The organism is Amycolatopsis panacis (assembly GCF_003600245.1).
GTDB lineage: Bacteria > Actinomycetota > Actinomycetes > Mycobacteriales > Pseudonocardiaceae > Amycolatopsis > Amycolatopsis sulphurea.
Genome location: NZ_QZFV01000032.1, coordinates 79,301 through 98,826, shown reverse-complemented (window position 1 = coordinate 98,826; position 19,526 = coordinate 79,301). Strand labels below are relative to the sequence as shown.

19 protein-coding genes are annotated in these 19,526 nt (G+C 68.5%); 8 read left to right on the top strand and 11 right to left on the bottom strand.

Annotated elements, in window-relative coordinates:
* Positions 1 to 120: 120 nt before the first annotated feature.
* Together D5S19_RS02905 and D5S19_RS02900 are read left to right on the top strand one after the other, a co-directional pair.
* Entirely contained in the window at positions 121 to 2,961 is a 2,841-nt protein-coding gene (locus D5S19_RS02905) for a penicillin acylase family protein (protein WP_199730306.1), read from the top strand.
* Positions 2,962 to 3,020: 59 nt separating this feature from the next.
* On the top strand, positions 3,021 to 4,052 hold the full coding sequence (locus D5S19_RS02900) for a trans-sulfuration enzyme family protein (protein ID WP_120021763.1): 1,032 nt from the start codon (positions 3,021 to 3,023) through the stop codon (positions 4,050 to 4,052).
* 95 nt (positions 4,053 to 4,147) lie between these two features.
* Here the strand turns inward: D5S19_RS02900 and D5S19_RS02895 are convergent, their stop codons facing one another.
* The 7 genes from D5S19_RS02895 to D5S19_RS02870 all read right to left on the bottom strand — a co-directional run bounded on the left by D5S19_RS02895 (position 4,148) and on the right by D5S19_RS02870 (position 9,287).
* A complete protein-coding gene (locus D5S19_RS02895; protein ID WP_158605480.1) occupies positions 4,148 to 4,870 on the bottom strand; it encodes an ESX secretion-associated protein EspG in 723 nt (240 codons plus the stop codon).
* 4 nt (positions 4,871 to 4,874) lie between these two features.
* Positions 4,875 to 6,134 carry a WXG100 family type VII secretion target gene (locus D5S19_RS02890; protein WP_120021761.1) on the bottom strand — a complete coding sequence of 420 codons (1,260 nt, stop codon included), beginning with the start codon at positions 6,132 to 6,134 and terminating at the stop codon, positions 4,875 to 4,877.
* Complete coding sequence (locus D5S19_RS02885; protein ID WP_120021760.1) at positions 6,134 to 6,757, bottom strand: DUF3558 domain-containing protein; 624 nt, start codon at positions 6,755 to 6,757, stop codon at positions 6,134 to 6,136. Before D5S19_RS02885 ends, D5S19_RS02890 begins: the two co-directional genes overlap by 1 nt.
* On the bottom strand, positions 6,750 to 7,229 hold the full coding sequence (locus tag D5S19_RS02880; protein ID WP_120021759.1) for a PE domain-containing protein: 480 nt from the start codon (positions 7,227 to 7,229) through the stop codon (positions 6,750 to 6,752). The genes D5S19_RS02885 and D5S19_RS02880 overlap by 8 nt, the downstream gene beginning before the upstream one ends.
* 178 nt (positions 7,230 to 7,407) lie before the next feature.
* Positions 7,408 to 7,581, bottom strand: coding sequence for a hypothetical protein (locus D5S19_RS31915; protein WP_158605479.1), 174 nt, complete (start codon positions 7,579 to 7,581; stop codon positions 7,408 to 7,410).
* Positions 7,578 to 7,757 carry a hypothetical protein gene (locus D5S19_RS32300; protein WP_199730305.1) on the bottom strand — a complete coding sequence of 60 codons (180 nt, stop codon included), beginning with the start codon at positions 7,755 to 7,757 and terminating at the stop codon, positions 7,578 to 7,580. Before D5S19_RS32300 ends, D5S19_RS31915 begins: the two co-directional genes overlap by 4 nt.
* 669 nt (positions 7,758 to 8,426) lie before the next feature.
* Positions 8,427 to 9,287: an HpcH/HpaI aldolase/citrate lyase family protein gene (locus D5S19_RS02870; protein WP_120021758.1), complete on the bottom strand. Its 861-nt coding sequence runs from the start codon at positions 9,285 to 9,287 to the stop codon at positions 8,427 to 8,429.
* 425 nt (positions 9,288 to 9,712) lie between these two features.
* Between D5S19_RS02870 and D5S19_RS02865 the strand changes: the two genes are divergently transcribed.
* From D5S19_RS02865 to D5S19_RS02855, 3 genes are read left to right on the top strand one after another with little or no spacing between them, the layout of a single operon-like run.
* Positions 9,713 to 10,366, top strand: coding sequence for a hypothetical protein (locus D5S19_RS02865; protein WP_120021757.1), 654 nt, complete (start codon positions 9,713 to 9,715; stop codon positions 10,364 to 10,366).
* Between the two features lie 40 nt (positions 10,367 to 10,406).
* The gene (locus D5S19_RS02860; RefSeq protein WP_120021756.1) at positions 10,407 to 11,057 is read left to right on the top strand and encodes an SDR family oxidoreductase; all 651 of its coding nucleotides are present in this window, start codon (positions 10,407 to 10,409) and stop codon (positions 11,055 to 11,057) included.
* Between the two features lie 10 nt (positions 11,058 to 11,067).
* Positions 11,068 to 12,012 (top strand): ribose-phosphate diphosphokinase, encoded by a 945-nt coding sequence (locus D5S19_RS02855; protein ID WP_120021755.1) that lies wholly within the window; start codon positions 11,068 to 11,070, stop codon positions 12,010 to 12,012.
* Between the two features lie 53 nt (positions 12,013 to 12,065).
* On the opposite strand, the gene D5S19_RS02850 is transcribed toward D5S19_RS02855, so the two are convergent.
* A complete protein-coding gene (locus D5S19_RS02850) occupies positions 12,066 to 13,370 on the bottom strand; it encodes a D-arabinono-1,4-lactone oxidase (protein ID WP_120021754.1) in 1,305 nt (434 codons plus the stop codon).
* A 102-nt stretch (positions 13,371 to 13,472) separates the two neighbouring features.
* Between D5S19_RS02850 and D5S19_RS02845 the strand changes: the two genes are divergently transcribed.
* Positions 13,473 to 14,660 carry an amino acid deaminase/aldolase gene (locus D5S19_RS02845; protein WP_120021753.1) on the top strand — a complete coding sequence of 396 codons (1,188 nt, stop codon included), beginning with the start codon at positions 13,473 to 13,475 and terminating at the stop codon, positions 14,658 to 14,660.
* Between the two features lie 34 nt (positions 14,661 to 14,694).
* Here D5S19_RS02845 and D5S19_RS02840 read toward each other — a convergent pair whose 3' ends face one another.
* On the bottom strand, positions 14,695 to 15,321 hold the full coding sequence (locus D5S19_RS02840) for a TetR/AcrR family transcriptional regulator (RefSeq protein ID WP_199730304.1): 627 nt from the start codon (positions 15,319 to 15,321) through the stop codon (positions 14,695 to 14,697).
* A 147-nt stretch (positions 15,322 to 15,468) separates the two neighbouring features.
* Between D5S19_RS02840 and D5S19_RS02835 the strand changes: the two genes are divergently transcribed.
* Positions 15,469 to 16,791 carry a GH1 family beta-glucosidase gene (locus tag D5S19_RS02835; protein ID WP_120021752.1) on the top strand — a complete coding sequence of 441 codons (1,323 nt, stop codon included), beginning with the start codon at positions 15,469 to 15,471 and terminating at the stop codon, positions 16,789 to 16,791.
* Positions 16,784 to 18,043 (top strand): MFS transporter, encoded by a 1,260-nt coding sequence (locus D5S19_RS02830; protein WP_120021751.1) that lies wholly within the window; start codon positions 16,784 to 16,786, stop codon positions 18,041 to 18,043. The genes D5S19_RS02835 and D5S19_RS02830 overlap by 8 nt, the downstream gene beginning before the upstream one ends.
* Before the next feature lie 634 nt (positions 18,044 to 18,677).
* Here D5S19_RS02830 and D5S19_RS02825 read toward each other — a convergent pair.
* Together D5S19_RS02825 and D5S19_RS02820 are read right to left on the bottom strand one after the other, a co-directional pair.
* On the bottom strand, positions 18,678 to 19,097 hold the full coding sequence (locus tag D5S19_RS02825) for a hypothetical protein (protein WP_098514929.1): 420 nt from the start codon (positions 19,095 to 19,097) through the stop codon (positions 18,678 to 18,680).
* 14 nt (positions 19,098 to 19,111) lie between these two features.
* Complete coding sequence (locus tag D5S19_RS02820) at positions 19,112 to 19,453, bottom strand: hypothetical protein (protein WP_120021750.1); 342 nt, start codon at positions 19,451 to 19,453, stop codon at positions 19,112 to 19,114.
* Between the last annotated feature and the right edge of the window lie 73 nt (positions 19,454 to 19,526).

Sequence of the window (19,526 nt, the reverse complement as noted above, 5' to 3'; positions counted from 1 at the left end):
GCGCCGATCGGACTACGCTCAACGGCGGGAGAAACGCGAAAAGCCTTCACGCATGCTCTACCGGCAAGTAGCGTGCGCTGGGTTCCTCTGGGGAAATCACTGTGGACGGGAGCACCAGGCATGCGACTACGCATCCGTTTCCTGACCGTGCCGGTGCTTGCGATGCTGGTCACCGGCCTGACGCAGGCCGTTACCCCGGCCGTGGCCGCAGTGCCCGGCAACGACTACTGCGCCGGACAGTGCAACGACATCCTGCCGCCAGGCGAAAACGGCAGTGCGACAGTCGCCGAGATCCTGGCCAACAAGGTGTTCGGCACCCAGCCCGCGCACGCTGACGACCAGCTCCGCAAGTACGCCGATTTGGCCGGTGGGTACAAGAAGCTGACCACGGCCACGATCGGCAAGTTCTTCAACGACTCGTCCTTCGGTGTGGCGGCCGACCAGGTGGCGAGCACGCTCAAACCACGTGCCGACGTCACGATCACCCGGGACAAGGCGACTGGCGTGCCGCACATCCAGGGCACGACGCGTGCGGGCACGGAGTTCGGCGCCGGGTACGCCGCCGGGCAGGACCGGTTGTGGCTGATGGACATCATGCGCCGGGTCGGCCGCGGCCAGCTGACTTCCTACGCCGGTGGGGCACCCGCGAACCGCGAGCTGGAGCAGTCCTTCTTCGTCGCTGCGCCGTACACCGAAGACGAGCTGCAGCAGCAGATCGACGCGGTCGCCGCGAGAGGCTCGCGCGGTAAGCAGGGGCTCTCCGACGCGCAGGCCTACCTCGACGGGATCAACAAGTACATCACCGATTCCCACAACGGCCGGTATTTCCCCGGCGAGTACGTGCTGACCGGACACGTGGACGCGATCACCAACGCGGGCACCATCGAGCCATTCAAGCTGACCGACCTCGTGGTGCTCGCCTCGGTGGTCGGCGCGCAGTTCGGCGCCGGTGGCGGTGGCGAGGTGCAGAACGCGGTCGCGAAGCTGGCGCTGCAGGAGAAGTACGGCGCGGAGCAAGGTGAGAAAGTCTGGCAGAGCCTGCGCGCGGAGAGCGACCCGGAGGCCGTGAAGACCCTGCACGACGGGCAGAAGTTCCCGTATGGCAACACTCCGGCGCATCCGCAGGGCTTGGCGATGCCGGATCCGGGCTCGGTGACCGACCAGCAGCTCGTGTACGACCGGACCGGTTCCGCGGCCGGCTCGACTCCCGCGAAGGTGGCCGTGCCCGCGCAGAAGGGGCAGGAAGCCGCGCGCGGGATGTTCGACAACGGCGTGCTGCCGGGGAACATGCTCAAGGACAAGCACGGCATGTCCAACGCGCTCGTGGTGTCGGGTTCGAAGACCGCCAGCGGGCACCCGGTGGCCGTGTTCGGTCCGCAGACCGGGTATTTCGCGCCGCAGCTGCTGATGCTGCAGGAGTTGCAGGGGCCAGGGATCAGCGCGCGCGGCGCTTCGTTCGCCGGGCTGAGCCTGTATGTGCTGCTCGGTCGTGGCCAGGACTACTCGTGGAGCGCGACAACCTCGGCGCAGGACATCACCGACACGTTCGCGTTGCCGCTGTGCGAGCCGAGTGGTCAACCGGCCACAAAGGACTCGAACTACTACCTGTACCAGGGCAAGTGCGTCCCGATGGACACGGTGGAGCGCAAGGATTCCTGGACGCCGACGGTGGCCGACGGCACGGCCGCCGGTTCGTACACGCTGCGTAGCTACCGCACGAAGTACGGCCCGGTCACCGCGCGGGCCACGGTCGGCGGGAAACCGGTGGCCTACTCGTCGTCGCGCTCCTCGTACTTCCACGAGGCGGACTCGCTGATCGGGTTCCAGGAGTTCAACGACCCGGACTTCGTCCACTCCGCCGCGGACTTCCAGAAGGCCGCCGGAGACGTCAACTTCACCTTCAACTGGTTCTACGCCGACTCGGAGGACGTCGCGTACTTCAACTCGGGTGCGAACCCGGTGCGCAGCCCGAAGGCCGACCCGATGATGCCGGCCTGGGGCGATCGCGGCTTCGACTGGCAGGGCTGGAACCCTGCCGGGAACAAGGCGGACTACACGCCGGCGGCGCAGCATCCGCAGTCGGTGAACCAGGACTACTACGTCAGCTGGAACAACGCACAGGCCGACGAGTACGCCTCCGGGGGCGCGGACAAGTCCACCGTCCACCGTGCGGATCTGCTCGATGCCCGGGTCAAGGCGCTGATCTCCAGCGGCACCAAGGTGACCCGGGTGAACCTGACGCAGGCCATGGCGGATGCCGCGCTCGCCGACCTGCGTGCCGAGAGGATCCTGCCGTTGCTGGTGCAGATCTTGGACAAGGCCCCGCTCACCGGCGCGGCCGCGGATGCCGAAGCGAAGCTGAAAACCTGGCTGGAGCACGGGCACCAGCGCGTGGAATCGGCTCGGGGCAGCAAGAGATACAACGACGCGGACGCGATCCGGATCATGGACGCCTGGTGGCCGCTGCTGGTCAGCGCGGAGTTCAAACCGGCGATGGGCGACGCCGCGTTCACCGCGATGACGAATGTGCTGCAGATCAACGAAAGCCCGTCCGGATTCCAGAACGAGGTGCCGGGCAAGCACGTCGGCCAGCCGCACCAGGGTTCCTCCTACCAGCACGGCTGGTGGGGGTACGTGAGCAAGGACCTGCGTACGGTGCTCGGGCAGCCGGTGGCAGGGCCGCTGGGCGCGAAGTTCTGCGGGGGCGGCGACCTCGGCGCTTGCCGCACCGCGCTCGTCGATTCGCTCACGCAGGCCGCGGCTCAGCCCGCGAACGCCGTGTACCCGGGTGACAGCGATTGCTCGGCCGGTGACCAGTGGTGCGCGGACACGGTGATCCAGCGGCCGCTCGGCGGCATCGCGCACGGCAAGATCAGCACCCAGAACCGGCCGACCTTCCAGCAGGTGGTGGAGTACCCCGCCCACCGCGGGGACTCCGTTACTCCGGTGTACGCGCACTGACATGCTGCTCGGTGACTTTCGTCGCTGCGACCGGACAAGCACCTGGTTACCGTGTCTGCATGGACGACTGGACTCCGCGTACACGGGCGATTGTGGCGGGGCGGCCGCACGGTCCCGGTGAGCCGCTCAACACGCCGATCGTGGCCACGAGCACGTACGAAGCCGGTGGGGACTCGGTGTACGCGCGCTCGGACGGGACGGATACCTGGGCTGCGTTCGAAGAAGTCGTCGGGTCGCTCGAAGGCGGCTACGCGACGGCGTACGGATCGGGCGTCGCGACGTTGTCCGCTGTCCTGGACTCGTTGCCGGTCGGGTCCACAGTCGCGGTGCCGACGTTCAGCTACGCCGTCACGCGTGGCGCGCTTCAGCACGCGCAGCAGCTTGGGCGGCTGACCGTCACCGAGCTGGAGCCCACGGACACACAGGCGTGGCTTGGCTGTGACGCCGACCTTCTCTGGCTTGAGTCACCGACCAACCCGACGCTCGACGTGATGGAGATCGAGACCATTGCGCGGGGTACGCGAGGCCGTGTCGTCGTCGACAACACCTTCGCGACGCCGTTGCACCAGCAGCCGTTGTCACTGGGTGCGGACATCGTGGTGCACAGCGCGACGAAGCTGATCGGCGGACACAGCGATCTTCTACTCGGCGTCGCAGTCGCGCGCGACGAGGCAGCGGGGCGTGACCTGCGCGAGGCGCGTACGCGGCTCGGTTCCACTCCTGGCGCACTCGAAGCGTGGCTCGCGTTGCGCGGGTTGCGTACGTTGCCGGTGCGATTGGCAGAACAAACGCGTACCGCGGAGCTGCTGGCTTCGCGATTGTCGGAACATCCCCATATAACGAAGGTTCGCTACCCGGGTTTCGGGATGATGGTGGCATTCGAGTTGCCGGACGCGGACGCTGCGGACCGGGTGTGCGCGGCTGTGCGGCTGATTCGCCCGGCGACAAGCCTCGGCGGGGTGGAAAGCCTGATCGAGCGGCGTGCCTGGCTGCCGGGCGAGGACCGGGTGCCGCCGGGGCTCATCCGGTTCTCGGTCGGGCTGGAGGATCCCGAGGATCTTTGGCAGGATCTGCTGACCGCGCTGGGCTGAACAACGTCACGTTTTCACTGGGACTCGCCGGGTTCGTTACCGTTTCCGCAGTGCTTGCGCGTGAATCCTCATGGCCCGTTGCCGGCGGAGAGTGGTCAGGTGCGTAGGCCGGCTTCGATGGTGTGCAGCATCCGGGTGAGGTCGTCGATTCGGGCTCGGCCGATGCTGAGCCAGCCGTTGGTGACCGCTGCGGTGAACCGGCCTTGTTCGGTGTCGATCCAGTAGGGCGGGTGTTCATTGCGGATCCGTTCGGTACCACGGCGGATCGCGACGTACAGCCGTCCGGTGTGGACCCGGGGAGCCTGCATCCACTCGACGGCGCGACGTGCGTCGCGGGCGCTGTTCGTGCGGGTCGCCGGCGGATTGCCGGAGAGCGCCGCGCGGTAATCGGCTTCCGAGCAGGACAGCGAATGCAGGTTCGCTGCCGGCGGGGTGTCCGGTAGCGCGGCCACCAGATCCCGGGCAGCTGCTTCCGCGGAGCTGGGGAAAAGGGTGATCGTGTCGTGGTCGGCGATGGCGAGGACCGCGTCGCGCCCGGCCGACGCGGCTTGCAAAGTCAGGTCGCGGCCGTTGATCCGGGCCCAGCAATAGCGGTCGACGGAAGGCCGTTGCAGGAGACCGATGACCTCGGAGAAGTCGCGGGCCGGCCAGCCCGCGGCGGCCAGTTCGGCGTCCGCATTCGAGTCCTGCCGGACCTGTTCTTCCGCCGGGTACCACTTTTCCCCGCCGATCAGGGTCGGGTGCGGGTCTGTACGGTCGAGACGGCGGACCAGATTCTGGTAACCGGCGCGGGAAAACCGCAGGGGAGATCGAAGCAAGGTGTCATGCTCCGATGGTGGGTGGGGTGGGACGCATACCGTCGGGATAGCCACCGAACAGCTCGTCGACATCTTCGTCGAGGTAAGTCACCTTCCGCTGGTGCTCCTCGTCCTCGGTGCTCTTGCCCTTCCCCGCTCCGGCACCCATGCCGCCCATGCCCGGCGAACCCTTGGCGCCAGGCCCTCCTGCGACACCGCCAGCGCGTGCGGCGCTCTGGCCGCCGGCCGGGGTTCCCGTACCCGTTCCCGCTCCGGCGCCGAGCTGCCGCCCGCCGCCGGCTCCGCTGCGCGCACCAGCGCTGCCTCCGGCGCCGGTCCGCCCGCCGACACTGCTTTCCCCACCGCTGCCCGGCGCGCCGAACCCACTGCCCGGAGTGCCGAAACTGCCTCCTGGGCCGCCGAAGCCGCCGCCAACCACCGGATCCGTGCCGCTGCTGTTCGGACCGAACGTCGGCAGCAACCCGGTACCGAACCCGGGCGCATTGCTGACCGGCGCTTTGGGTGTGTACCCGGCCATCGTCGTGGAATCCGGTGCCGTGGCGTGCTGCGCAGGAGAATTCCCACTACCGGGAACGGAGTCGACGACAGGCGGCGGCGCCGAACTGCCGACCTGGCCGGTGTTGCCGATGCTGCCCGCGTTGGGCGAGTACCCGCCGCCGTGGCGGCCCACGCGGTGTCCGCCGCTGCCGCCAGTTCCGCCGATACCCCCCGGCGCTCCTTTGCCACTCGGGGTGGGGCCGACGGAGAGCCCCGCCGGCGCGGCGTTCAGAACCGGATAGTCCTTGGCCGAGGAACTGCGGTTTCCATTGGTGGTGGCGACGTAAGCCCCATAGGCTTCCTTGTTGTTCCTGTCCGCGTCATCCCACCGCGCTGCGGCTTTTTCCGAATCGCTTGCGTGAAACGGGTTGTAGCTCGCCAGATCGTTGGTGTCGGGACGATTGGTGTCCATCGGCGCGAGCTTGTTCAGCGTGCCGTGGAATCCGCCGTTCTGCGCGGTAAGCGACTGGGCGCTGCGCCCGAGATCTTCGGACGCCTGCTGAGAGGTTTCCAGCAGCGGAGTCAACCCGGCCCGAGCTTTGCCTGCGGCGTCACCTTCCCAGGAGGCGTCCATCTTGCCTTGCAGGCGGGCGATCCTGGTCATCAGGGTTTCGTGGGCCGCTTTGAGTGCGTCGGCCGCCTGCTGCCCGACGTCGAGGGAAGCGGTGTTACCGCCGTAACGATGCATCCGGGTGTAGACGTCCGCTCCGGTGTAGCCGTCGGGCATCAGCGGCCTCCTTTCTGGAGATACTGGACGACGTATCCGGCGACCTTTTTGCCCAGTTCGCAGCCTTCGGCGAAAGGGTGCTTGAGCCCGTCGAGAGCCACGCTGATGGTGTAGGTGAGGTCGTCGCGGAGACCGACTGCCAGGGCGCAGCTTCCTCGCAGGGAGTTGGTTCCCACATCGTAGATCACGCCTGGGTAGCCGTTGGCGGAGAACGGCTCGAACCGGGTCAGCCCGTTGAACTGTTTCTGGCCGTAAAGTCCGCTGATTCCGCCGTGGGTGGGGTCCCCGGTGAACACTGCTCCACTTACTGCCGAGACGATGTCTTCGTAGTCAAAGATCCAGCTGCAGGCGGGTCCGGTCGGGTCCGCGGGCTTTGACCTCGCGGTCTTGAGTGGTGCGCCCAGGCTGGCGACCTGGTCCGCGGTCATCGCGTCGCAGGGTGCCTTTTTCAGTGGCGCAGGGTCGAGCGGGGCGGGTACCGGTGGTGCGCCGAAGGGAAGCCCGGTGGAGGCCGGTGGCGCTGGAGACGCTGGGGCGGCGTTACCGGCCTCGCTCGCGCACCCGGTCAGCAGGAGGACGGTGGCTGCGGCGAGACTGGCTGTGACGGTGTGACGGTTAGTCATCGTGGGGTCGGAGGCCTTTCAGGTGGTCGGCGGCCCGGGCTTCTTGCTTCTGGTAAGTATCCAGGGCCTGGTGAAAGGCGTCCCTCTGGCGCGTCAACTCGGCAACGAAGGAGTCGAGGAAGTTCTTGTAGGACCGGCCGGCTGCGTTGGCGTCCTCCACGTAGGCGATGCTGGCGACTTCATCGCCCATCGGCTTGAACGAGACGAGTTGCTCTGCGTGTCGTCTGACATCGGTCCTGATCCAGGCGAGGATGTCGTCGATCTCGGTGACGAGCTCTGTGAGCAGTTCCGGGGTCAGCCGATATCCGCCACCGCCGCTGGCCATGCCCTCGTTGGCTTTCGCCTGGGCGTCGGCGGCTTCCTGCGCCGCCTGCTCCGGTGTCTTGTCCCGGACATATTTGTATCCCGGTACCAATGGACCCTGCATATCCGCGGGCAGGTGCCGGACGCGCTCGACGGCGTCATCAGTCATGAAAGCCCTCCCCAGCCTTCTCGACGAACGACACGGACGGTATCACGGGTGTCCGCAATCGGTGACAGCTTCGCCAGAATTTGTGATCAAGGCGTGGCGAGAAGCTGGACGGTCAAGGTGCATCGGGGCCGGACAGCAGCGAGCGTTGAGTACGTGCCGGGTGAGCCGGGACGGCGGTTCACCGCAACGGATTCCCGCTGAGCACAGCCAGTTCGTCGGCGACTTCGGAGATCGACGAGCGCAGTTTGCCGAGGTCGGTGTTGCGGAGCAGAAGCCTGAAGTCGAGGACGGTGCTGACCACGATTTCCTCGGTCTGACCTTCCACACGCAGGTGCAACCGCCGGTATTTCATGCGCGGCCGGCGTCCTCACGAACCGGGCGACCGCCGAGCAGGTACTTCACCCGCAGCTCCCCGAGCGAGTACTCCGCCAGCCAGGCGCTGAGCGAGTCGTGGTCCGGCCTGGTGAACTCGGACGCGCCTGCTTTGCGCTCGACCACGATCAGCTCGTCGACCTCGAACTGGTTCATCAGGGTGACCGATTGCGTGTCGACCGGTACCTGGCTGCGCACCGCGGCTTGCCGGAGCAGCCCCCGCCAGTTGCACGATCGCGAACGGGGTGCGGGCCGAGTTCCAGCACGACGAGCGCGGGGAGTTCGGGTTGCAACAGCAAGGTCGCCAGGCAGACGAAGCGGAGGGTCCCGTCGGACATCTGGTTGGCCGAGAAAATGCGGTCCGAATCCTGCTGTTGCCGGCGGAGCCGGACGCGGTCGCTTTTCTCCGGCACGAGGATGAAGTCCCGGAAGAACGGGGCCACCAGTCTTGATGGCCCCGACGATTCGCCGGTAGGCGAGCCCGCTCGCGGGGCTCGTCGCTTTCCTTCAGCCGGAGCAGACAAGCGGCGAGGTTGCCGGTGGCCGATTCCTGGCACCTCGTTGAACGGCGTTTCGTTCCCCTCGCCCCGGTAGCAGGTGACTTCGCGAGCCCCGTGAAGAGCCAGAGTTCGCCGCTCACGATCCGACCCAACAGCTCGAATGCCTGGACGAAGTTGCTCTTGCCGAAACCGTTGGCGCCCACCAGGATGTTCAGCCTGCCGAGGTCGACGGTCGCCGAACGGATCGAGGTGAATTCCTCGATCCGCACTTCCTGAGCGGCTGCCACACCTTTCGGTGGCGCGTCGACACCGGCGCCGAACCGGCCTACGCCGTCCCCACCGCCGCTGCCAGGGCCAGTACTCGCCGGGCGTTGTCCACGTGCAGGTTCTCGATCATCCGCCCGTCCACGATCGCCACGCCGCGGCCTTCGGCCTCGGCTTCGGTGAAGGCGGCGATCACCCGGCGGGCGTGGGTGATCTCCGCGGCCGACGGGGCGAAGATCCGGTTGCTCGGTTCCACTTGGGACGGGTGGATCAGTGTCTTTCCGTCGAACCCGAATTGCCGCCCCTGCAAGCATTCCGCTGCGAAACCGGCATCATCTTTCACGTCGTTGTACACGCCGTCGAGGATCACCTTGCCCGCCGCGCGGGCGGCCAGCAGGCACAATGACAGTCCGCCCAGCAGTGGTGCGCGGCCGGGGACGAATTCCGCGTGGAGTTCCTTCGCCAGGTCGTTCGTGCCCATCACCAATACTGTCAGGCGATCCGAGGCGGTGGCGATCTCCTCGGCGTGCAGCATGGCGACCGGGGTTTCGACCATCGCCCAGATCTTCGTGTGCTCAGGGGCGCCGCTCAGTTCCAACGCGCGTTCGATGTTGTGGACTTCGGCGGCGGAGTTCACCTTCGGCACCACGACCGCGGCGGGGCCGGCGGCGGCTGCTGCGCGCAGGTCTGCGTCGTGCCACTCGGTGTCCAGGCCGTTGACGCGGATGGTCACCTCGCGCGACCCGTACGTGCCTACTGCGGCGCACACGCGTTCGCGCGCGGCTTCCTTCGCGTCGGGTGCGACGGCGTCTTCCAGGTCGAGGACCAACGCGTCGGCGGGCAGCGTCTTCGCCTTCTCCAGGGCGCGCTCGTTCGCGCCGGGCATGTACAGCACCGAACGCCGCGGCCGTAGTTCCGTCATGGCTGAAGCTCCTTCGTCGTGGCGCCGTACGAGAGGAACAACCCTAATCCGGGCACGTGGTACTCGGCTGCGAATCAGGTCACCACGACCCGGTGACGGCGCTGACCTGCGATGTCCACAGTGGAGACGCCGAGGGATTGAGCTGAACGGGCTAGCCTGCCGCGGCGTTCGCGGGGCATCCGGGCCGGCTTCCGGACAGCCGCCCGTGGGCGCTCGGTAACACCACTCGTCTGCTGGTCACTCGGTTGGCCGCACGGTCGGGCTGAAGTCGGCCGACCGCCCGTCGACCGGTCACCGACCGCTGAGCGCCGCCGATCGCAGACGATCGCGCTACCTGCAGATTCGGCGCCGCCGCACTGGTACTCAAGTCATGTGCCGGTTTTCCCCGGCCACCCTGGGTACAGGTGAGTGAAGGAGGCGGACTCGTGGCGGCTACCCCCCAGAACACCGAGCGCTCGACGGTCGCCGGAAGCGCGAAGCGCAGCCGGACGACGGCGAGCCGGGTGCTGCCGCCGATCGAGCTCCCCGCGAGCCCCGACGAGCTGGCACGCAAGGCCGCCGCCCTGCTGGGCTGGAACGGCGTCGTGCTGCCGGTGACGACTCTGCTCGGCCGCAAGGTCAGCATCGTCGCCAGGCTTCGGACGGACGTGCACGCGGAGCGGATCGCGATGGGTGTCGGTCCCGTCGCCGATCGCGCCACCGTCGACACCTGGACCTGGCCAGAGCTGGCTGCGACCGCACCCGCGCCGGCCGCCGAGATCATCGGCGTCCTCGCGGTCGCCCGGCACTGGCGGACCGCGATGGCCTCCGCGGTTCCTTTCGCACGTTACGGCGAGGCCGCGATGGTGCTCCCATCGCTTGCCGTACTGACCGAGGACTACGTCGCCAACTGCCTGCCGCGCGCCCGTGCGTACGGCCTCGCGGTGGTTACCGCCGACCCATATGCCATGAGCGACCTCGACCTCGAAGGGCGCACCGAGCGCCTCCTGCTGGACGAGGACCCGGTTTCGCGCTGGGTCAACGAAATGGCCTACGAGCAGCTGCTGCGCGCCGACCTGGTGGCCGCCGAGTCGGACTGAGCCCCGGCAGCGATCCCCCGCGGGCACTACAGTCGGGTCCATGCGCGTCGTTATCGCCGGAGGACACGGCCAGATCGCCCTGCACCTGGAAAAGCTGCTCGCGCAGCGGCGCGACGAGCCGGTCGGGCTCGTGCGCAATCCCGCCCACGAACCGGACCTCACCGCGGTCGGCGCCGAAACCGTCGTGCTCGACCTGGAGAAGTCCGATGTGGACGCGGTGGCGCGGGTGCTGCGGGGCGCGGACGCCGCGGTGTTCTCCGCGGGTGCCGGTCCCGGCAGCGGGGAAGCCCGCAAGGACAGCGTCGACCGTGGGGCCGCGGTGCTCTTCGCCGAGGCCGCCGGGCGGGCCGGGGTCCGCCGTTTCGTGCAGGTCGGCTCCATGGGCGCGGACAACCCGGACGCACCCGGTCTCGACCCGGTGTTCGCCCTGTACCTGCGTGCCAAGCGGGCTGCCGAAGAGGACCTGAAGACCCGCGATCTGGATTGGACGATCCTGCGGCCCGGCGCGCTCACCAACGATTCCGGCACCGGGCGGGTGAAGATCGCGGAGCAGACCGGCCGCGCTTCCGTACCCCGCGAGGACGTGGCGGCGGTGCTGCTCGCGTTGCTGGACGCCCCCGCCACCGCGGGCCGCACGCTCGAACTGATCTCCGGCGAGGACTCGATCGAGGACGCGGTGTCCGCACTCTAAGATCCCTCCCGTGCGGGATATCGCGGTTTTCAGTGGTAGTGCCCATCCGGAGCTGGCCGAGGAGATCTGCGGCAACCTCGGCGTGCCGTTGCTGCCGGTCAAGATCGACCGGTTCGCCAACGACTGCCTGCAGGTCCAGCTTGAGGCCAACTGCCGGGAGCGCGACGTCTTCCTGATCCAGCCGCTGGTCAAGCCGGTGCAGGAGCACCTGGTCGAGTTGCTGCTGATGCTCGACGCCGCGCGCGGCGCTTCGGCGGGCCGGGTCACCGTGGTGATGCCGCACTACTCGTACGCGCGTTCGGACAAGAAGGACGCGTCGCGGATCTCCATTGGCGGCCGGCTGGTCGCCGATCTGATGGTCACCGCCGGGGCGGACCGGGTGCTCACCATGACCTTGCACTCGCCGCAGGTGCACGGGTTCTTCAGCGTGCCCGTCGACCACCTGCACGCGCTGCACGAGCTGGCCCGGCACTTCCGGCAGTACGACCTGTCCACCACCACCGTCGTGTCGCCCGATCTGGGCAACGCGAAGGAGGCCGCGCACTTCGCCCGGTTGCTCGGTGCGAAGGTCGCGGCCGGCGCCAAACAGCGTTACGCCGATGACCGGGTGGAGATCACGTCCATCATCGGCGAGATCACCGGTCGCGACGTGATCGTGCTCGACGACGAGATCGCCCGCGGCAGCACAGTGCTGGAGCTGCTCGACCGCCTGCGCGAGCTGGGGCCGCGCTCGATCCGGGTGGCCTGTACGCACGGGTTGTTCGCGGACAAGGCGCTGGCCCGGATCGGCGGGCAGGAGGACGTGCTGGAGATCGTGTGTACCAACACGGTTCCGATTCCGACCGGGGAACGCACGGACAAGCTGCGCGTGCTGTCCATCGCCCCGGCCCTCGCGGAGGCGATGCGGCGGATTCACAACGGCGAGTCGGTCAGCTCGCTGTTCGAGCCGGCCTAAGGCTGTGAAGGGTCCCTTCACGGACTCTGAGGCTGTGAAGGGTCCCTTCACAGCTACGGTTTGCCAAGGACCCGGTCCAGGTAGGTGTTGGTGAACGTGCCCGCCGGGTCGCAGGACTTGCGTACCCGCAGGAAATCCTCGAAGTGCGGGTATCGCGTGCGGAGCGTGTGCACGTCGAGGTCGTGCAGCTTGCCCCAATGTGGACGGCCGCCGACCTGGTCGGCGATCGCGGCGAACCCGGCGAAGTACTCGCGGTAGGGCATGCCCGCGAACTGGTGGATGGCGACGTACGCGGAATCGCGTCCGTACGCAGTGGACAGCCAGATGTCGTCGGCCGCGGCCACCCGGACCTCCACCGGGAACATCACCGGGTCGGCCAGGCGCGGTACCAGCGCACGCAGCTCGGCAAGCACATCGGGCAAGGTTTCGCGCGGGATCGCGTACTCCGATTCCACGAACCGCACCCCGCGACGGGTGACGAACACCCGGTGGGACAGGTCGGAGTACTCCCGGGTGGACAGCATGCGCGCGGCTAATCCGCTGAGGGGCCGCACCAGCTTCGGGAAAGCCCGGCCGACCCGGCACAGCCCGCCGAAGGCCAGATTCTCGGCCAGCTCATACTCCACGAACTGGCGCACCCGGGACAGCGGCGCGCGCTCCGCGTCCAGCGGCAGCCGGTTGTTGCGCTTGACCAGCGCGGTGCGGTCGTACGGGAACCAGTAGAACTCGAAGTGGTCGTCGTTCGTCAGGGCAGCGTCGAAGTCCTCCAGCACTTGCTCCAACGGCTCCGGACGTTCCTGCGCGGACAGCACGAACGACGGTTCGCACTGCAATGTCACGGTGCTGAGCACGCCCAGCGCGCCGAGGCCGACCCGGGCCGCGTGGAACAGGTCCGTCCGCTCGTCCGCGGAGCAGGTGACCACCGAACCGTCCGCCGGCACCAGTTCCAGCGCGACGATCTGGGTCGCGATGCCGCCGAATCGTGCGCCGGTGCCGTGCGTCCCGGTCGAAATCGCGCCGGCGATGGTTTGCGCGTCGATGTCGCCGAGGTTCGTCATGGCCAGGCCGATGCCGTCGAGCGCGGCGTTGAGCGCGCGCAGCGTGGTGCCCGCGCGCACGGTGACCTGGTGGGTTTCCAGGTCGACCCGTTCGATTCCGGTCCAGCGGGTGAGGTCCAGCGCCTCCGATTCGGCGGCCGCGATCGCGGTGAACGAATGCCCGCTGCCCAGCGGGCGCACTCGCCGTCCGGCGGTGGACACCCCGTGCACGACGTCGGCGATCTCCGCGGTGCTGCGCGGGCGGTGCACCCGGCTCGGGTTCGCCTTGGCGGTGCCGGCCCAGTTGGTCCACGCAGTCATCGGCGCCTCGTCGTGTCGGCAGTGCGGACTCTTCACGATAGTTCTCCGAACCGTAAGTGAATAGTATTCGCGTTTCAAGCCTTGTTGTCGTACCGTAAGTACGTGACCAGCACCGCGTACGGATACGACCTCGCGACGAAGGACCTGGATCCGCCGTTCGCGATCGTCGATCTGGACGCCTTCGACGCGAACGCGGACGATCTGCGCCGCCGGGCCGCGGGCAAGCCGATCCGGGTGGTCAGCAAATCCGTGCGCTGCCGGGAGCTGCTGGACCGGGTGCTCGCGCGCCCCGGGTTCGCGGGCCTGATGTGCTACTCGCTGGCGGAAGCGGTCTGGCACGTCGAAGAAGGCACCACCGACGACATCGTGGTCGCCTACCCGACCGCGGACCACGAGGCGCTGCGCCTGCTTGCCGCGAACGACCGGGCGCGGGCGGCGATCTCGGTCATGGTCGACTCGCCCGAGCATCTCGACCTGATCGACGCCGCGCTCGGACACGGACATCCGCGGATCCGCGTGTGTCTCGAACTCGACGCGTCGTGGCGGCCGGTGCCCGGGGTGCATGTCGGCACCCGGCGTTCCCCGGTGTTCACCGCGCGCCAGGCCGTCGCCTTCGCGCAGGAAATCGTGGCCAGGCCCGGATTCTCGCTCGTCGGGATGATGGCCTACGAGGGACAGATCGCGGGACTCGGTGACGCGGCGGGCCGTGCACTGCACAATCGGGTGATCGGCTGGATGCACCGCCATTCGGCCGCGGAGCTGGTGCGGCGGCGGGGCACGGTGGTCCGGGCCGTGCGGACCATCGCGGAGCTGGAATTCGTCAACGGCGGCGGGACCGGAAGCATCGAAACCACCGGCGCGGAGGACGTGATCACTGAAATCGCCGCCGGTTCGGGATTGCTGGCGCCGACGCTGTTCGACGGCTATTCGCGGTTCCACCCGAGCCCGGCCGCGTTGTTCGCGCTGCCCGTGGTGCGCCGTCCTTCCCGCACCGTCGCGACGCTGTTTTCCGGCGGGTACATCGCTTCGGGTCCGGCCGGCCCTTCGCGGGTGCCATCCCCGTATTTCCCGAAAGGGTTGCGCCTGCTGGGTTTTGAAGGTGCCGGCGAGGTGCAGACCCCGGTCACCGGCGACGCCGTCCGGGACCTGCGCCTGGGCGACCGGGTCTGGCTCCGCCACGCGAAAGCCGGTGAACTGGCCGAGCGATTCGCCGAGTACCACCTGCTCCGCGGCGGTCAGCGGGACCGCACCGTGCCCACTTATCGCGGCGAGGGGCGGAACTTCGGATGACCTGGCTCAGGATCGCCTGGCGCGCACCACCGGTTCACTCTCCGAACCGGCTCGCCAGATAGCCTTTCACCAGGTGCTTGGCCTCCGCGACGATCCGCTCGTCGCCCTGCGGCTCGTGGCGGAAGGCGAGTTTCAGCAGGGCGTCCGCGGTTTCGTTGGCGATCGCGATGGCGAAGCGGAGTTCCTCGGCGGAACGGTCCACATGCGCCTGCAGGATGTCCACCAGCGAATCGACGATCACCGAGTTGTTGTCGCGTTCGGTGTCCAGCAGCTGCGGGTCGATCACGTCGCCGAAGTGGACCTTCGAGAAGCCCGGCACCTCGCGGTGCATCCGCAGGTAGATGTCGAGCACCGAGTCCACGACGTTCCACCAGTGCTCGGGGCTGAGCTCGGTCAGCCGCTCGTTCACCGCGGCCACGAAGCCTTCCAGGTTCCGCTGCGTCAAGGCCTGGACGACGGCGCGCTTGTCCGGAAAGAACTGGTACAGCGAGCCCACCGCGACGCCGGCGCGTTTGGCGATCAGCGTGGTGGTCAGCGCGTCATAGCCCAGCTCGTCGATCAGCTGGGCGCTGGCGTCGAGCATCTGCTCCACCCGGCGCGCGCTGCGCTGCTGCACGGGCTTGCGCCGGAGCGGGGTCGGTTCGGTCTGGGTGTCGGCCACAGTGCTTCCTCGGACTCTCTCCCGAAACGCTCATCTGATCGGGGACTTTAGCGCCCTCGCAGGTTTCCCCCTCGGCGAGTGACGACCTAGAATATGAGAACTTTTCATGTTCACCCTTCCGGGTGGCCGGAGGAAAAGGGGATCAGCGTGGCCCGTCCGAACTTCCCGGCCGACTTCCTGTGGGGCGTCTCGACCTCGGCGTTCCAGATCGAGGGCGCGGTGGCCGAGGGCGGCCGTGGACCGTCCATCTGGGACACCTTCACCGCGACCGAGGGCAAGATCGCGCGAGGCGAGGACGCCAAGGTAACGGCCGATCACTACCACCGCTACTCGGAAGATGTCGCCCTGCTGGCGGAACTCGGTGTGGGCGCCTACCGGATGTCGTTCGCCTGGCCGCGAATCCAGCCGGACGGCACCGGGAAACCGAATCCCGAAGGCCTCGCCTATTACGACAAGCTGCTCGACGCGGTCTGCGCGGCGGGAATCGCCCCGGTCGGCACGCTGTATCACTGGGACACGCCCCAGGCGCTCGAAGACGCCGGTGGCTGGCTTTCCCGCGACACCGCCGACCGCTTCGCCGACTACGCCACGATTCTTGCCGAGCATTTCGCCGATCGGGTGACGCAGTGGATTCCGGTCAACGAGCCCATGGTCATGTCGATCTACGGTTACGGCGTCGGCGAGTACGCGCCGGGGAAGTTCCTGCTGCTCGACGCATTGCCCACCGCGCACCACCAGAACCTCGCGCACGGCCGTGCCGTGCAGGCCCTGCGAGCCGCGGGTGCGACCTCGATTGGTACGGCCAACAACCATTCGCCGATCTGGCCCGCCCACGACACCCCGGCCGAACAAGCCGCCGCCGACTGGCTCGACGCACTGATCAACCGGACCTTCGCCGATCCGATGCTGCTGGGCAGCTATCCGGAGCAGGTGCACCCGCACCTGCCGGGAAATTTCGCCGACGATCTCGCGATCATCGCGCAGCCATTGGATTTCTACGGCGTGAACTACTACGAGCCGCAGGGCGTGACCGCACCCGGCGAGGGCAACCCGCTGCCGTTCCAGCCGCGGGCGATCGAGGGCTATCCGATGACCACCAACGATTCCCCGATCGTGCCGGACGGGCTGTGCGAGCTGCTGGTGTCTCTCCGGGATCGCTACTGCGAGAACTTGCCGCCGATCCAGATCACCGAGAACGGCTGCAGTCTCGCCGACGAACCCGGCCCTGACGGCCGGGTGCACGACTCGGCGCGGATCGATTTCCTGGACGCGCACCTGCGTGCCGTGCGGGAAGCGATGGTCGCCGGGGTGGACGTGCGGGGATACTTCGTCTGGTCGCTGCTGGACAACTTCGAATGGTCCAAGGGTTACGCGCCGCGGTTCGGGCTGGTGCACGTGGACTACGAGACCCAGCGCCGTACCCCCAAGGATTCCTTCGCCTGGTACCGGAAGCTGGTGCGCCATGAGTGAGACCACGACCGGGCTGCCCGCGGCGCTCGCCGAACCCCTCGACCGGGTGCGGGCCGGGTGGATGAGCCTGCTGTTCCTCGCGAACATCGCGCTCTGGCTCGGGGTCTACGCGCCGATCCAGGTCCTGTTGCCCCAGCAGGCGGAACTGCTCGACGCGGCGCACAAGGAGACCGTGTTCGGGGTGGTCACCGGGGTCGGCGCGGCGGTCGCGCTGATCGCCAACCCGGCGTTCGGGCTGCTGTCGGATCGCACCTGTGCACGGTTTGGTCGCCGGCACCCGTGGACGGTCGCCGGTGCCGTGCTCGGCGCGGCCGGGCTGCTGGTGCTCGGCCAGGCGCCGAACGTGGTCGTGATGACGGTCGGCTGGTGCCTGGTGCAGGCCGGGCTCAACGGCATGCTCGCCACGCTGATGTCCGGGATCGCCGACCGGGTGCCGGTGGTGCAGCGGGCACAGGTCGGTGGGCTGGTCGGGATCGCGCAGATGCTCGGCACGGTGCTGGGCGCGGTGGTCGTCGTCGTGATGCTCGAGCTGGCCGGTCTGCCGCTCGGTTACGCAGTGTGCGCCGTGGTGGTGCTCGTCGGCGCGGCCGCGTTCGTGCTGCGCACCCCGGACGCGCGGCTGCCGGTGGAGTTCCGGCCGACCGGCCGGGTCCGCGAGGTGCTCGCGGACCTCTGGGTCTCGCCGCGCCGGCACCCGGATTTCGCCTGGGCGTGGGGCTGCCACTTCATGATCAACCTCGGCAACGCCTTCGGGACGCTGTATCTGCTGTTCTTCCTCAAGGACGCGGTGCACTACCCGGATCCGGATACCGGGTTGCTGATCATGATGGGCTTGTACGGGGTGGCGCTGGTGATCGGCGCCGTGCTGGCGGGGCGGTTCTCGGACGCTTCGGGCCGCCGTAAGCCGTACGTGCTGCTGTCCGCGGCGGTCATGACGCTCGCGGCGCTGTTGCTCGTGGTGTGGCAGTCCTGGCCGGTCGCGTTGATCGCGTCGCCGCTGCTCGGCGTCGGGTTCGGCGTGTACATGGCGGTCGCGCTGGCGTTGCTGACGCAGGTGTTGCCCGCCGCGCAGAACCGGGCGAAGGACCTCGGAGTGGTGAACATCGCGAACTCGCTGCCGCAGGTCGTCGCCCCACTGCTGACCACCTTGATCCTGCACTGGCTCGGGGGCTACCCAGCCCTGTTCGCCGCATCCGCGATCGCCACCGTGCTAGCCGCCGCCCTGGTCACCCAGGTCACATCCGTGGGCTGATCAAAAACCCACCGCCGGCGAACCACCCCAACGCAAGTAATCCACCCCAACGCAACCACGACCGGGGGTCCGGGGGCTTGCCCGCCGGGCGGGGTCTGGGGGTTGCACCCCCAGGAGACACGAGGGATCCGGCGCGGCCGGCGCTTTCCGCCGGCACACCCCACCCAGTCGGATCCTGGAACCGCGAGCCGGTGCCGGTCGGGGGAGGGGAGTGCTACGGCACCGGCCCGCGGAGTTCAGGGTTCACTACTTGGCGTTCGGCCAGCAGCGGATGATCTTCAACCTATCGGCGGATTGCTGCATCCGCTAGGTGTCTCGCGGACATTTTTGGATTAATCGTAGAAGCCGGGTGGCCGAGGGCGGATTTCGTCGCGTTCGGGGGTACGGACGAAACCTGCCCTCGGCCGGGCGAGGTGCCAGGCGATGCTCCGGAGGGGCGTTCCGGAGCACCGCGCGCTCGCCGGTCGGGCCGGGGCCGGTCATCGGATCGGACGGTGATCGGCCCGGGGGTCGGGCGCCGGTCGGTCGGGGGACAACCGGCGCCCGAGTCACAGGGTGAGCCGGCCGGAGCCGGTCACGGATGGTGCTTGCGCACGGAACCGCCGGGGTCGGCGGGAGCGGCGCGGCAGAACGGTCAGGCGGTGACCGGGCGGGGCGTCACCAGCGCGTGCCGGCCGGTGGTCTCGGCCGGCGACGGGCGCTCGGCGCGCCGGACCTGGCCGGGCACCCGCCGGACGGTGCGGATGGCGGTGTGCTGCCCGGTGGACACGGCCTGCGGGGCGAGCCCGCCCGCGACGAGGTGCTCGTGCGCGACCTGCCAGACCGAGCAAGGCGCCTTGCAGCGGTGCCAGCGGGTCGAACAGGTGGGGCAGTCGCCGCGTTCGTCCGGCTCGTGGGCCTGCAGCATCGCCCGCCAGCCTTCGGCCAGCCGGGGCAGCTCCGAGCGGGCCACCGAGACCAGCGACGGGGCGTCGGCGCGGTCGGCCAGTTCGGTCAGCAGATCGAGGCGTTCCCAGACCGCGTTGCGGAGGACCTGCCCGAGTACCTGATCCATGGAGGAGCTCACCGTTACCTTTCCGCCAGCTTGGCGGCCTCGTTGAGCGCGGCCCGGAGCTGGCCGAGCTGACCGGACGTGAGACGAGCGGTCTCCCCCGGCGGGGAGACCATCACCACCTCGCCGTCCTCGACGAACACCATGACGGCCCGTTCGCGGCTGATGAGGTCACCGCACTGGACGCGCCAGACGAGCTGCCCGCCTTCGTAGTGCCGGACCCCCGCGGTGCGGGGGTCCGCGGGCGGGATCATCGGACGGGCCGCCGTGACGATTCCCTGGGCGCCGGGGACGGCCGGCCGGATCGACCGCACCGCGGTCGCGGCTTGTCCTCCACCGGGCGAGTCCATGAACTCCACTGGCCCTCCACGCTCTCTCGTCCGTGGTGTGCACCTTGCGGGATGCACGTCCACCGGCAGATCTGTGTCGTCG

Bases quoted from the DNA above. Each gene is read 5' to 3' on its own strand.
- D5S19_RS02905 (WP_199730306.1), top strand. From the start codon at position 121: ATGCGACTACGCATCCGTTTCCTGACCGTGCCGGTGCTTGCGATGCTG.
- D5S19_RS02900 (WP_120021763.1), top strand. From the start codon at position 3,021: ATGGACGACTGGACTCCGCGTACACGGGCGATTGTGGCGGGGCGGCCG.
- D5S19_RS02890 (WP_120021761.1), bottom strand. From the start codon at position 6,134: ATGCCCGACGGCTACACCGGAGCGGACGTCTACACCCGGATGCATCGT.
- D5S19_RS02885 (WP_120021760.1), bottom strand. From the start codon at position 6,757: ATGACTAACCGTCACACCGTCACAGCCAGTCTCGCCGCAGCCACCGTC.
- D5S19_RS02880 (WP_120021759.1), bottom strand. From the start codon at position 7,229: ATGACTGATGACGCCGTCGAGCGCGTCCGGCACCTGCCCGCGGATATG.
- D5S19_RS31915 (WP_158605479.1), bottom strand. From the start codon at position 7,581: ATGAAATACCGGCGGTTGCACCTGCGTGTGGAAGGTCAGACCGAGGAA.
- D5S19_RS32300 (WP_199730305.1), bottom strand. From the start codon at position 7,757: ATGAACCAGTTCGAGGTCGACGAGCTGATCGTGGTCGAGCGCAAAGCA.
- D5S19_RS02870 (WP_120021758.1), bottom strand. From the start codon at position 9,287: ATGACGGAACTACGGCCGCGGCGTTCGGTGCTGTACATGCCCGGCGCG.
- D5S19_RS02860 (WP_120021756.1), top strand. From the start codon at position 10,407: ATGCGCGTCGTTATCGCCGGAGGACACGGCCAGATCGCCCTGCACCTG.
- D5S19_RS02850 (WP_120021754.1), bottom strand. From the start codon at position 13,370: ATGACTGCGTGGACCAACTGGGCCGGCACCGCCAAGGCGAACCCGAGC.
- D5S19_RS02830 (WP_120021751.1), top strand. From the start codon at position 16,784: ATGAGTGAGACCACGACCGGGCTGCCCGCGGCGCTCGCCGAACCCCTC.
- D5S19_RS02825 (WP_098514929.1), bottom strand. From the start codon at position 19,097: ATGGATCAGGTACTCGGGCAGGTCCTCCGCAACGCGGTCTGGGAACGC.